General features: G+C 38.1%; 9 protein-coding genes and 2 pseudogenes. 5 read left to right on the top strand and 6 right to left on the bottom strand.

Annotation, left to right across the window (positions count from 1 at the left end):
- Nucleotides 1-73: 73 nt before the first annotated feature.
- The 3 genes from dnaA to acnA form a co-directional block, all read right to left on the bottom strand.
- Nucleotides 74-1,645: a chromosomal replication initiator protein DnaA gene (dnaA, locus tag ACFIMU_RS03250; RefSeq protein WP_375614899.1), complete on the bottom strand. Its 1,572-nt coding sequence runs from the start codon at nt 1,643-1,645 to the stop codon at nt 74-76.
- Nucleotides 1,646-2,346: 701 nt separating this feature from the next.
- Nucleotides 2,347-2,613, bottom strand: coding sequence for a 30S ribosomal protein S20 (gene rpsT, locus ACFIMU_RS03245; protein WP_273790272.1), 267 nt, complete (start codon nt 2,611-2,613; stop codon nt 2,347-2,349).
- A gap of 237 nt (nt 2,614-2,850) precedes the next feature.
- Nucleotides 2,851-5,538 carry an aconitate hydratase AcnA gene (gene acnA / locus ACFIMU_RS03240; protein WP_375696811.1) on the bottom strand — a complete coding sequence of 896 codons (2,688 nt, stop codon included), beginning with the start codon at nt 5,536-5,538 and terminating at the stop codon, nt 2,851-2,853.
- Between the two features lie 297 nt (nt 5,539-5,835).
- Between acnA and ccmA the strand changes: the two genes are divergently transcribed.
- The 5 genes and pseudogenes from ccmA (at nt 5,836) to ACFIMU_RS03215 (ending at nt 8,766) form a co-directional block, all read left to right on the top strand.
- A complete protein-coding gene (gene ccmA, locus ACFIMU_RS03235) occupies nt 5,836-6,447 on the top strand; it encodes a heme ABC exporter ATP-binding protein CcmA (RefSeq protein ID WP_375606185.1) in 612 nt (203 codons plus the stop codon).
- A 20-nt stretch (nt 6,448-6,467) separates the two neighbouring features.
- Nucleotides 6,468-7,133 carry a heme exporter protein CcmB gene (gene ccmB, locus ACFIMU_RS03230; protein WP_375606184.1) on the top strand — a complete coding sequence of 222 codons (666 nt, stop codon included), beginning with the start codon at nt 6,468-6,470 and terminating at the stop codon, nt 7,131-7,133.
- Between the two features lie 46 nt (nt 7,134-7,179).
- Nucleotides 7,180-7,958: pseudogene (locus tag ACFIMU_RS03225) on the top strand (heme ABC transporter permease).
- Nucleotides 7,946-8,198: pseudogene (locus ACFIMU_RS03220) on the top strand (hypothetical protein). The pseudogenes ACFIMU_RS03225 and ACFIMU_RS03220 overlap by 13 nt, the downstream one beginning before the upstream one ends.
- Entirely contained in the window at nt 8,173-8,766 is a 594-nt protein-coding gene (locus ACFIMU_RS03215; protein WP_375606183.1) for a DsbE family thiol:disulfide interchange protein, read from the top strand. The pseudogene ACFIMU_RS03220 and the gene ACFIMU_RS03215 overlap by 26 nt, the downstream one beginning before the upstream one ends.
- A gap of 912 nt (nt 8,767-9,678) precedes the next feature.
- On the opposite strand, the gene ACFIMU_RS03210 is transcribed toward ACFIMU_RS03215, so the two are convergent.
- The 3 genes from ACFIMU_RS03210 to ACFIMU_RS03200 are packed head-to-tail and all read right to left on the bottom strand — an operon-like array spanning nt 9,679 to nt 12,863.
- Entirely contained in the window at nt 9,679-10,680 is a 1,002-nt protein-coding gene (locus ACFIMU_RS03210; RefSeq protein WP_375607861.1) for an Hsp33 family molecular chaperone, read from the bottom strand.
- A 36-nt stretch (nt 10,681-10,716) separates the two neighbouring features.
- Nucleotides 10,717-11,652 carry an ornithine carbamoyltransferase gene (gene argF / locus ACFIMU_RS03205; RefSeq protein ID WP_375607862.1) on the bottom strand — a complete coding sequence of 312 codons (936 nt, stop codon included), beginning with the start codon at nt 11,650-11,652 and terminating at the stop codon, nt 10,717-10,719.
- Nucleotides 11,649-12,863: an aspartate aminotransferase family protein gene (locus tag ACFIMU_RS03200; RefSeq protein WP_375607982.1), complete on the bottom strand. Its 1,215-nt coding sequence runs from the start codon at nt 12,861-12,863 to the stop codon at nt 11,649-11,651. The genes argF and ACFIMU_RS03200 overlap by 4 nt, the downstream gene beginning before the upstream one ends.
- Nucleotides 12,864-13,242: the final 379 nt, after the last annotated feature.

Below are 13,242 nucleotides of genomic sequence, written 5' to 3'. Positions count from 1 at the left end.
ACTCCTGTATAAGAAAAAATAAATCTTTTCATTAAATTCTTTAAAGTCTCTCCAAAGAAAGAAACGATAAACACTATACAGCCTGTTCTCCAATCAACCGCTTAAGCAACTCAAGTTCCTTAGCCAAGGTCTGATCACCACAAACCAAATCTTCAATTTTACGCACAGCGTGTAAAACTGTTGTATGATCACGCCCACCAAAACGGCGCCCAATTTCTGGTAATGAGCGAGGAGTTAATACTTTTGCTAAATACATCGCAACTTGCCGTGGCTTCACAACCGTACGTGTTCGGCGATTAGACAACAAGTCCTGTTTAGAAACATTATAATGGCGCGCTACCGTACGCTGAATTTCTTCAATCCGAATTCGCTTAGGTTCTCCAGGACGTGTCAAGTGACCTAATAACTCATCAATCCGTTCTAAAGATAAATTAGACTCAAAAGATTGACGAAATAACAACTGATTAAATGCTCCTTCAATATCACGTCCCGACCCTAAAACCGTTTTGGCAATATATTCCAAGATATCATCAGAGATTGATATCATGCCATCATCTTGTTGTGCCACCTTTAACCGCTGGCGCAACATTTGTAAACGCATTTCATAATCTGGTGCTTCAATTTCAAGTGCGACTCCTCCTTGAAGACGAGATCGAACGCGAAGATCAAGCGATTCTAATTCTGCTGGTGGACGATCTGCAGCGACAACAACTTGTTTTGCACTATCAAGCAACATATTAAGCAAATGGCAAAACTCATGTTGTATCGACTTTCCCTGCAAAAACTGCATATCATCAATAATCAAAAGGTCGATATCGCGAAGCTGTTCTTTAAAAGAAAGAGCATCATTATCACGAATAGCTGTTGCAAAACGCCACATAAAGTATTCAGCAGTTAAATAAATAACACGTGCAGATGTTAAACGCTTCAATGCAGAAGCCGCAATCGCTTGAAGCAAATGTGTTTTTCCCAAACCAACAGATGCGTGAATAAAAAGAGGATTAAAACGCAAAGCGCTTTTATGCCCCTCCGCAATTGAACGTGCAGCCGCTAAAGCAACACGATTAGAAGCCCCCTCAACAAAACTTTCAAAAGTATAGCGAGAATCAAGTGGAGATCCAAAAACCCCCGTTTGAGAATTCTTAACTGAATGCTCTGCACAACTCTCAACAAAAGATGAAGCCGCCTGCTCCTCTAGCACAACAGGAGGAACACTTCTTTTACAAACGACATCTCTTGAAACGCGTTCCATACCACGAACAATAACTTCAACACGAATAATTGCTGAATTCTCTTGTTTCCATAAATGAGTCAAAAGAGAACCATAGTGATTATTAATCCATGAACGTAAAAAAGCAGTAGGAACAGAAAGCTTTACAAGAGTATGACTATATTCAGCAAGCTTCACACGTCCAAACCAACTGGTATAAGCCTCAACACCAACCTGCACCTTTAACTGCGCCATAACACGGACAAAAGCCGCCGCACTTTCCTCCTCTGAAACAATAGAATGCCCTATAGAAGCATTTCTACAAACGTTCTCATCACTTTCCGTCATCCTATTCTTTATTATGTTCTCTGCCGACAGGATATTTACCGAAACCCTTTTAAAGGAACTAGCTTTAGAGTTCAATTTATCCACCATCTTCCATCCTGATAAAAATAAAATTTTGTCCTGCCAAACAACTAAAATAAATCTAGCGAAGGCAAAACGCCCTACCCCAAATAAGATTACTCACCCTCCCCTAGGATAGCCTCATCACAACCCCACTAACAAAGATGACCAATAAGATTTATTTGCACTCATGATATGACCCACCCTTCTAAAATGGTAAACATATCCATTAAGAAAACTAAAAAACCGCCAGAAACCTCTCCAACACAAAAGTTTCGAAAAACCTAAATCAAAACATCTTGTATTCAACAAAATACAGAATAATGCGCTGATGTGACCCCTTCATGCTTCTTAGTCTTCATAAGAACCATACAAAACAGCAGAGGTAAAATGCAAGAGGTCAAAATAAAATCAAAAAACCCGAAAAAAATGCTTATATTAATGAGGACTGAAAAAAATATTGATTCAATTCATTTTTTTTCTCTAAATTTACCAATAATTAAAGAATCTCTTCAGATTTAAAAAAAAAAATAAAATGCTTGACAAAAAAGACTCTGTACAAATCCACAAAGCTTGTGGATAACCATACCTCCCCCTATAAACTTTCTCTCCTTTTTCAAGTGGAGAATCATTATCGATTCTTATTTTCAATAGAAACTTTTTGAAATAATAAACAAAAAGCCAGCACCCTCATGGATACTGGCTTTGTTCTCAATTAAAGGAAAAAAAGCTTAAACGCTGAGAGCCTTCAAACGTTTAGCTAAACGTGATACTTTCCTCGCAGCAGCATTTTTATGAAAAACCCCTTTAGAAACTGCACGCATAATTTCAGGCTCAAAATTCTTAAATGCAATCTCTGCAGATGCTTTATCGCCACCCGCTAAAGCATCATCAAACTTACGTATAAAAGTACGAACGCGTGAACGGCGGGCCTTATTAACCTGTGTGCGCGCCGCAACCTTGCGCACCGCTTTTCGAGCAGAAGGTGTATTCGCCATAAATATAATCTCTCTTTCAACACCTTGGTAAAATGAGTCCCAATAACAACTCTACCAATATAAATAAATCCAACCCAAGCAAAACTATAAAGCTGCCTATAACTGTGTGGCTTATAGCGCAATCCCAAAGCTAACGTCAATTAGATTTTCAAAGATAGTCATAAAAAAACGAAGCTAAACTCTTTGATCCGCAACTTTATAGCTTAATAATAGATATTTCTTAACAAACAAAAGAATTTAAACGGCTAACTTACGTAAGACATATTGCAAAATTCCACCATGATGCAAATAATCTAGCTCATCTTCAGTATCAACACGGCACAATAATGGAACGGTTTTTACCGTACCATCAGAAAAAGTAATTTTCGCTACAGTCTTTTGACGAGGTTTCAAGTTATGAATCCCTTCAATTGTCACCTTTTCATCTCCCTTTAAGCCTAAAGATTTCCAACTTAGCCCCTCCTCAAAGACAAAAGGGACAATGCCCATACCAACAAGATTAGAGCGATGTATCCTTTCAAAAGACTGCACAATCACTGCTTTGACACCAAGAAGATTGGTCCCTTTGGCAGCCCAATCGCGTGATGATCCATTGCCATATTCAATACCTGCAAAAACAACGAGCGGAACACCTTCTTGTTTATACGCCATTGCTGCATCGTAAATGGTTTGTTCTACCGCTGACGGATAATGAACCGTATAACCTCCTTCTCGACCATTTTCCCCTAACATGAAATTACGAATGCGAATATTGGCAAAGGTCCCACGCACCATAACTTCATGATTCCCACGACGCGTTCCATACTGATTAAAATCAGCCACTTTAACACCATGATCCATTAAATATTTCCCAGCAGGAGAAGCTGCCTTAATAGAACCAGCAGGAGAAATATGATCCGTCGTGATTTTATCACCAAATAAACCTAAAATCTGTGCATCCTTAATATCTGGTAAGACATCAGGAGTTTTCTGCATAGCATCGAAATAAGGTGGATTGCGTACATAGGTGGATTGCTCATCCCAAGAATAGGTAGAACCTGTAGGAATCCGAACTTTTTGCCAATTTTCATCTCCCTTAAAGACATCTGCATACTTCTCAGCAAAAACTTTACGCGTAACATTTTCTTCGATAAATTCCTGTATTTCTTGAGAAGTTGGCCAAATATCTCTTAAGTAAATCGGTTGACCATCTGAATCTTCACCAAGAGGTTCCTTGGTTAAATCTTTACACACTGTCCCAATGAGCGCATGTGCAACAACTAACGGTGGTGAAGCTAAATAATTCGCTTGCACATCAGGAGAAACGCGCCCTTCAAAATTACGATTTCCTGAAAGAACCGCAGCTGCAATGATACCATTGTCATTAATCGTTTTGGAAATAGCTGGATGCAAAGGGCCAGAATTTCCAATACATGTTGTGCACCCAAATCCTACTAAGTTAAATCCTAACGCATCTAAATCTTTTTGCAGACCTGAATTTTGAAGGTAGGCTTCAACGACTTGTGAACCAGGTGCAAGAGAAGTTTTTACCCATGGTTTACTTTTGAGACCTTTTGCTACAGCATTTCGTGCCAAAAGACCTGCTGCAATGAGAACACTTGGATTTGATGTATTCGTACAAGAAGTAATCGCAGCAATCACCACATCACCGTGACTCAGCGTATATTCTTCACCTTCGACCTGATAGCGCTCACCTTGTCCAGAAGTTTTTTTATAGTCTTCGACCAATACCTTCTCAAAACCCTGCCCAACATTTTCCAATGCAATACGTCCTTCAGGACGTTTAGGACCAGCCATAGAAGGGACAACGGTTCCCATATCTAATTCAATTGTATCACTAAAAATGGGATGAGCCACCATTTCATCATGCCACATCCCTTGTGCTTTGGTATAAGCCTCCACTAAGGCAATCCGATCTTCATCACGCCCTGTCATATTGAGATAACGCACTGTCTCCTTATCAATTGGGAAAAAACCACACGTTGCTCCATATTCAGGAGCCATATTCCCAATCGTTGCCCGATCAGCAAGCGTCATATGCTCCAAACCAGGACCAAAAAACTCAACAAATTTACCAACAACACCCTTTTGGCGTAACACTTGGGTCACCGTCAACACGAGATCGGTGGCGGTTACACCTTCTTTAAGTTTCCCTGTTAGACGAAAACCAATCACTTCAGGTAACAACATAGAAACAGGTTGGCCTAACATTGCTGCTTCTGCTTCAATACCACCAACCCCCCAACCTAAGACCCCTAAACCATTTACCATAGTCGTATGCGAATCAGTTCCCACACAGGTGTCAGGATAAACTGTCTCACATCCCTCTTCCTTCTTCGTCCACACGCATTGTGCTAAATATTCTAGGTTAACCTGATGACAAATCCCTGTTCCTGGAGGAACAACACGAAAATTTTGAAAAGCTTGCTGCCCCCATTTAAGGAAACGATAGCGCTCACCATTGCGATCATATTCATGCTCAACGTTTTCCTTAAAAGCCATGGAATTGCCAAAAGCATCAACAATAACTGAGTGATCAATGACGAGATCAACGGGAATGAGAGGATTGATTTTTTCAGCGTTACCGCCAAGTTTAACCATAGCATCACGCATTGCAGAAAGATCAACAACTGCTGGAACACCTGTAAAATCCTGCATAAGAACACGTGCAGGACGGTAGGCAATTTCTGCCCCGGCACTTCCTTTGTCACTTAACCACTTAGCAACATTGAGGATATCCTCTTTTTTAACCGTGCGACCATCTTCAAATCGCAATAAATTTTCGAGAATAACTTTCATCGAAAACGGTAAACGAGAAACACCTTCAAGTCCGTTCTTCTCCGCTTCGATCAAGCTATAATAAGTATATTCTTTGCCACCAACATTTAATACTCTGCGACAATTAAAGCTATCAATTTGAGTCATGACTGTCCACCCTCATACTATAACCACCCAATTTCCAGGAATGAACAACACAAACTACGAGTCAAGGTCGCAGCTTGAGCGCAGACGCAATTACCTCCGCTATCCATTTCCCCCTCCACCCGCTCATAGGCAAATGCGGAAATCAGCGCCAGAAACCATTTTACACCAGATATTGATGTAAGGTACCCCTTATAGAACTATTTCTAGAACTATTCTAGGTACAATTGCATAAAAAATGTGTTTTTTATTCTATAATGCACTAAAGAATATGAAAATAAAAACAAAATAGGCAATCACATGGTGTTATCAGGCAAAGATCTAGCTGCTTACAGAAACGAGGAAATTCTGTTTCAAGGTCTTTCTTTTTGTTTATTTTCACAGCAACTTATGACAATCACCGGTCCTAATGGTATCGGAAAGTCTACATTACTCCGAATCATTGTCGGTCTTCTTGAAGCTGCTGAAGGTCATATAATCCTTAAAGACCATAATCAAACATACCCTGTTGCAACTGCCTGTCATTACCTTGGTCCTCAAAACGCTATGAAACCTCTCTTATCTGTCATTGATAATTTGCAATTTTGGGCAGAATTTTATGGTCAACATTTACGCTTTGTGCATGAAGCCCTTGCCGATATTGGTCTTTCTGATCTTGAACATTTACCCTTTAACACTCTGTCAACTGGACAACAAAGACGTGTCGCTATTGCCCGTCTTTTACTCTCCTATCGTCCTATTTGGATTTTGGATGAACCAATATCTGGTCTCGATAACCATGCTCAGAAACTCCTTGCCCGTATTTTCCAGCGTCATCTCAATCAAGGTGGTATGATTATCGCCGCGACTCATAATTCCCTAGGTATTCCAGAAAACCATACCATCGCTCTGGAAAAATTTTTACCTCTCTAGGAGAGAATAAAGAGAATAAAATGAAAGCACTGTTCTGGCGTGATCTTAAACTATTATTAGCGCTACAAGCTACTTCACTAACAGGATTATTGTTTTTCATCGCTGTTGTTGTCATAACCCCCTTTGCCATTGGACCAGATCCCAAAACTCTTGCACAAATAGGACCGGGTATATTGTGGTTTGGAGCCCTTCTTGCAGGGCTCCTCAATCTGAACAAACTTTTCCAAATCGATCGCGATGATGGTAATCTCGACCAATTTATCCTTTCAGAACAAAGACAAAGTTTTACACTAATTGTCTTTACCAAATGTCTTGCCCATTGGGTAGGAACAATGCTTCCTCTTATTTTTGCTACACCTATTTTAGCCCTCATGCTTCATTTAGATGTAGTAATAACTTTTACAACAATACTTACCCTTTTATGCGGAACACCAGCTATTATTTTTATTGGTGCTATAGGCGCTGCACTCGCAACCTCATTGTTGCACAGTACTTTGCTTATTTTTATCATTATCTTGCCGTGGATCATTCCAATTATGATTTTTGGTGTTTCCGCTGCTACAGCCCCAATAAACCCAAATACCTCTTTTCTCACTTCCCTAGCTCTTCTCAGCGCTTTTTCACTTCTTTTGAGTCTCTTTAGCTCTTTTGTTGCTGCGATAACGCTTAAACTTTTATCAGAATAATAAAAGTTGATTGCCGCATAGCAAAACTCTGCCTATTATGAATTTTATGAATGAAATAATGCGCACATATAAAATGAGATCACTCCCTATAAGTTTTACCCATTTCATGAAAATAAGCAAAATGATTTTGCCTTGGTTAGCCAGCATAACATTGTGTTTTCTTATCTTTGGATTGATTCTTGTGATGCATTCCCCTGATGACTATCAACAAGGGATTACTGTTAAGATTATGTACCTTCATGTACCCTTTGCGTGGTTGTCTACATTCTGTTATATAACGATGAGTGCCGCGGCATTAGGAAATTTGATTTGGAAATATCATCTTGCTGATGTGGCACTCAAATGTGGGGCGCCCATTGGAGCAATTTTTACCGCCTTGGCTCTCATGACAGGAGCACTTTGGGGGAGACCTACATGGGGAACATGGTGGGTCTGGGATGCTCGGTTAACATCAGTTTTAATTCTACTTTTTATCTATCTTGCTATTATCCTGCTTGGACGAGCTTTCGACAACCCAATAAAAGCCGCGCGCGCTACTGCAATTCTTACACTTGTTGGATTTGTTAATATCCCTATTATTAAATTTTCTGTTAATTGGTGGAATACATTGCATCAACCCGCATCATTGTTACGCACTGGAGGACCAACAATCGACAATGCTATGTTATGGCCCCTTATAACAATGCTCTTTTGTTTCATCTTTATGTTTATTACGCTCTATTTGATGGCTATGCGAAATGAAATCAATCATCGTTATATCCAAATACTTCAGATAAAAAAATCCCGTCGTGCACAACAATAGGCGCTTCATTATGCTCGACCTAAATGGCATCCACGGCGGACTTTTAGGAAATCTATCTCAGAAAATTGATTTTTTCCTGAGCACCCTTAAACACGAGCAAATTGTTGTTTTAAGCTATGTGCTTTCTGCAATATCCCTCTTATGTCTTATTGGATATATTCTTTGCAAAGCTCTCTACCAAAAAAAAATTCTCCAACAGCTAAACAAAAAAGAGCTGTCACAAAAAGATAAAGTATAATGAAAAACATCCCTCCAAAACTTAAAAAAAATATATCTTTGCCTGTTCTGCTTGTTTTTTTTGGACCATTTGTGCTTTTTCTTCTTCTCATGATGTTTTTTTTCAACTTTATGGATAAAAAACACCTTCAAGATTCTTCTCTTCTCCCAAACGCATTAGCTGAAAAACCTGCTCCCAATATTTATCTTCCTCTTCTTGATAAAGAAAGTTATCTCAATTCAAAACAGTTTAAAGGACGTGTCACATTGGTCAATTTTTGGGGTTCTTGGTGTTTACCCTGTCGCGAAGAGCATCCTCTTCTTATGAAAATTGCACAAGATAAACGTTTTGATCTAATTGGCATTAATTATAAAGATAACAAAGCAAATGCCCTGCGCTTTTTAAACAGTTTTGGTAATCCTTTTAAATTTATTGGCTTTGATGATTCAGGATATACAGCTATTGACTGGGGGGTGTATGGACCACCAGAAACCTTTCTCTTGAATAAAGAGAGTATTATTATTGCCAAACATGTTGGTCCCTTAACATGGCAAATTTATCAAAAAAAAATTCTACCAAAAATTGAACAAGCGATTATGACAGAAGAAAAATAATGGAGGTTTGTAAAAACATAACGTTTTATCATGCTATGTATTGCTATTTTATTTATACGGCCACTTATTCTTCTTAGAAAAATTTGACAAGAGTATTATCATTGTTGATTCAAAAACATATGTAAAGAAATATCTGTAGAACAAACCTCCCAAATATGACAAAAATTTTAAGTAGTTTTCATTTTTCCTTAGCGATTAAATATCTGTTTGGGAGCTTTAGTTTTGATTATTTAGACAAAACAATATTGCTATAGAACCATCGTTAGCTTAATGACAGCAACAAACTATTGTTTTCAAAATCATATAGTATTTTTTCTCCGCTTTTTTATCTGAAATACACATTGTTATGAGGGGACTTCACCACTATTCTCATCTTTATAAAATAATAAATCTGCTTTTTTGCAGCGTCATTGTTATATTTATTCCCATTACACTTATCTGTTCGTAATAGACTCCATAAAGCCTATATTGAATCTATACATTCTTATTCTCTCGATAATTTCCCTTATGATTATAACTAATAAGCTTTATTGAGTCTTAATAAGATAAATTCGAGTAAGAAAATATGACTACAATCAAAAAGTCTCATTTAACAGAGAAGATAAGTTATGAGTACATAATCAATTTATCAATGAACATTATAAAAGAATTCATTGTAAGAAATAAACTTTTGAGATGTAAAAAGTACAAAAGAAGCTTTTTCGAGAAGAGGAAATATATTTTACAGAGAACTCTTTTTTAAGCACTCTATGACGTAATTACTGATTTCAACAGAAAGATCACTCGTATACACTAAAAAAACTCTAAAACAAGAAATATTCTAGAAGTTCATATGAGCTTATGCGTAAACTTTTATGACGCAAATAAAATAGGCTTTTGTTGCAATCATCATTTTTTATGAAAAATATTTGATTATGTTTTTTCTTCTAGAAATTCTTGCGGTGTAAAACGATACGTTTTTGAGCAAAATTCACATGTGACTGAAATATAGTTATCTTTAACCATTTTATTGCGTTCATCAATAGGAAATCCTTCTAGGATTCCTTTAATTTTTTCGCATGAACAAGAACATTGATCGACAAGAGAAAAAGAATTAAAAACTCTAACACCTTGTTCATGAAAAAGACGAAACAATAACTGTTTACTACCCACTTGGGGATCTGTTAATTCTGAACTTTCAATCGTTTTCATGAGTATTTTAGCTTCCTGCCATTGGTTATCCAATTGGGTATGAGTTTTCGTTTCTTCTCGCTTTTGATGAGGAGCATCTATTTTATGATGAGACGATTCTTGGGGTAAAAGTTGGGTCAAAATACCTCCAGCTCGCCAACTTTTCTGCGGTTTTCCTTGTTGATCACGATTAATTAATATGGCAACAGCCAAACGAATATCGGTAGGAATTTGCTCTGATTGATCAAAATAAATACGAGAAGCTTCTTGTAAATTTGATCCCTCTAATGCAACTATCCCTTGATAGGGTTGCATGTGGGGACCTTGATCAATTGTGAAAGCTAAAGTGCCTTTTCCTAAAAGTATTTCTGAAAAGGTTTGACCATTGTCTATGGCTTGTTTAAGCTGTTCCTTATCAAAATGAGCATATCCACGTAAACTGGAAGGAGGCGAAAAATCGCACACCAACATATTAACCGGTCCATCGGAATGGGTTTGTAGAATAAATTTTCCCGTAAGTTTTAGAGAAGTTCCAATCAGAACCGTTAAAAGTAAAGCTTCTGCTAGAAGATAAGAAACCGGTTCAGGGTATTGATGTCTTGTGAGAATAGAATTTAAAGTTTCCCCAAGTTGTACGGCACGTCCACGGATATCAAGTTCTTCAACTTGAAAGGGAATAACACTATCATCTTCATGCAAGAAGTTGTTGTTGAGAGAGGCTTCATCCTTAGCTTGTTCACTCATAGCTTTACCTTTTTTATATAATTTGTTGTAGAGAGGCTATTGTGGAGAGAAAAATGCATCTTGTAAACACCAAGAAAGAATTGCTTTTTGAGCATGAAGACGATTTTCAGCCTCATCGAAGACAACGGAGTGCGGTCCATCAATCACAGAATCAACCACTTCTTCACCACGATGAGCAGGAAGACAATGCATAAAAAGAGCATCCGGTTTTGCTAATTTCATGAGAGCTTCATTGACTTGATAAGGCTGAAAAATAGAATGACTGCGAGCACGAAACTCTTGTCCCATGGAGACCCATGTATCGGTCATAATACAATCAGCATCTTGAGCCGCTTCTTGGGGATTATGGGTTAGCATAAGATGCGCTCCCCGCTCACGTGCCCAATGTACAAATTGTTCTTGTGGTTCACTGCCCTTTGGTGTGGCAACACGCAAATGAAAACCAAAAAGAGCTGCAGCTTCAATTAAGGAATGGAGCACATTATTACCATCTCCCATCCATGCAAATATTTTGCCAGCAATTGGCCCTCTATGTTCCTCATAGGTTAAGATATCTGCTAAAATTTGGCAAGGATGTGTATCATCTGTAAGGGCATTAATGACAGGAATTTGTGCATATTGTGCCAATTCGAGCATACGTTGATGTTTTGTTGTTCGTAATATCACGATATCCACAAAACGGGATAAAACTCGAGCCGTGTCAGCTATAGTTTCACTGTGACCAAGCTGCATCTCTGAGCCCGTGAGCATGATTGTATCTCCCCCAAGCTGGCGCATACTGATATCGAATGAAATACGGGTTCGTGTGGATGGTTTTTCAAAAATCATCGCGAGCGTTTTACCTATAAAAGGTTTTGAACCTTTTCCTGCTTTAAAAGATGCTTTAAGGATTTTTGCATAATCGATTAATGCACGTGCCATTGCTGGCGTTAAAATGGATAAATCCGTGAAATGACGAAGAGCATTTGTCATGTGTGTGATATTTGTCTGTCCTTATTTATTTTCGAAAGATAAGAAATTGCTTTTTCAATACGACGCAAACTTTCATCTATTTCTTCTTCCTTGATAATAAGAGGAGGCAATAAGCGCACAACGTTATTGTTGGCAGCAACACTTAAGAGATATTCACTTTCCAAAGCATTAACAACAAGATTTGAAGGCACAACACACTGAATGCCCATCATAAGCCCCATCCCCTGAACAGCGCAGATAATATCAGGATAGATATTGAGAATGTGCAAAAGTCCATTTTTTAATTTATCCCCCATACGCTGAATATGGTTGAGAAAACTTGGCTCTAACAAAATATCAAGAATACTATTTCCTACAGCCATTCCAAGCAAATTGCCTCCAAAGGTTGATCCATGCGTCCCAGGTGTCATACTTTTTGCAACTTTATCCGTTGCAAGGCAAGCACCTAATGGAAATCCACCTCCTAGTCCTTTTGCAAGGGTAAGAATATCAGGCGTGACATCACTCCATTCATAGGCAAAAAGCTTTCCTGTTCGTCCTACACCCGTTTGGACTTCATCTAAAATCAATAACAGACCATTATCATCGCATATTTTGCGCAAAAATCTTAAATATTCATGAGGGACCGTTCGTATTCCTCCTTCTCCTTGAATAGGTTCAATAAGAATAGCGGCGGTATTTTTATTAATAACGTTACGCAAAGCGGTTTCATCACAAAAAGGGACTTGAATAAATCCACCAGCTTTAGGTCCAAAGCCTTCAAGATATTTTTCATGCCCAGTCGCAGCAAGTGCTGCAAGTGTACGTCCATGAAATGCCCCTTCAAAAGTAATTATTTCAATGCGTGTTGAATGACCAGCGGCATAGTAATAATGACGCGCTGTTTTAAATGCGCATTCTAATGCTTCAGTGCCTGAATTGCAGAAAAAAACCTTATCTGCAAAACTATTTGCACAAAGCCGCGTAGCAAGAGCTGCTTGTTCAGGAGATTGAAAAAGATTGGAAACATGCCAAAGCTTTTCAGCTTGTATTTTGAGTGTATCAACCAATTTTGGATGTGAATACCCTAATGCATTAACAGCAATGCCAGATGTGAAATCAAGATAATGTTCTCCTTTATCGGAAATAAGCCATACACCATGCCCTTGTTCAAAATGCAAATTTCGTCGTGCGAAGCATTCATAAAGTGGTTGTACAGAGATGGTGTCCATCATAATTTCCTTTATATTTTAACCTTTTCAATATATATACAAAGCAACACTATAAATAAAACAACATGGTACATTTCGTTACGGTGCTTTCAACTTTCATTGCGATTAATGATTACACCTATGGAATAGATCATTACACCAATTGAAAAAAAGTCAATGAAGGTTCTACAAATAAGCATTTTGGAAAAAACCTTAAACAAAAGTGAAAGTTTAACCTATGATTGATTTGCAAGTTGGGGAAAACATTCTAAATAAACTCTTCAAGAGGTAAAGACTCTTGTCATAGAGTGAGTGCATATTGTAATTTACAATATAATAAGCAAGATGATGTGTTTTGATTTGTAAATCCACAGGTTGGATGATTTTTTTATGCTCACGT

This window comes from Bartonella sp. AC70YNML (assembly GCF_042196545.1).
In the GTDB taxonomy this organism is placed as follows: domain Bacteria; phylum Pseudomonadota; class Alphaproteobacteria; order Rhizobiales; family Rhizobiaceae; genus Bartonella.
Note: the sequence above shows the minus strand (reverse complement) of the source record. Positions and strands in the feature narration are given on the sequence as shown.

What these genes read in the sequence shown, in the direction of transcription:
- dnaA (WP_375614899.1), bottom strand. Translation starts at nt 1,645, where the DNA reads ATGGTGGATAAATTGAACTCTAAAGCTAGTTCCTTTAAAAGGGTTTCG.
- rpsT (WP_273790272.1), bottom strand. Translation starts at nt 2,613, where the DNA reads ATGGCGAATACACCTTCTGCTCGAAAAGCGGTGCGCAAGGTTGCGGCG.
- acnA (WP_375696811.1), bottom strand. Translation starts at nt 5,538, where the DNA reads ATGACTCAAATTGATAGCTTTAATTGTCGCAGAGTATTAAATGTTGGT.
- ccmA (WP_375606185.1), top strand. Translation starts at nt 5,836, where the DNA reads ATGGTGTTATCAGGCAAAGATCTAGCTGCTTACAGAAACGAGGAAATT.
- ccmB (WP_375606184.1), top strand. Translation starts at nt 6,468, where the DNA reads ATGAAAGCACTGTTCTGGCGTGATCTTAAACTATTATTAGCGCTACAA.
- ACFIMU_RS03215 (WP_375606183.1), top strand. Translation starts at nt 8,173, where the DNA reads ATGAAAAACATCCCTCCAAAACTTAAAAAAAATATATCTTTGCCTGTT.
- ACFIMU_RS03210 (WP_375607861.1), bottom strand. Translation starts at nt 10,680, where the DNA reads ATGAGTGAACAAGCTAAGGATGAAGCCTCTCTCAACAACAACTTCTTG.
- argF (WP_375607862.1), bottom strand. Translation starts at nt 11,652, where the DNA reads ATGACAAATGCTCTTCGTCATTTCACGGATTTATCCATTTTAACGCCA.
- ACFIMU_RS03200 (WP_375607982.1), bottom strand. Translation starts at nt 12,863, where the DNA reads ATGGACACCATCTCTGTACAACCACTTTATGAATGCTTCGCACGACGA.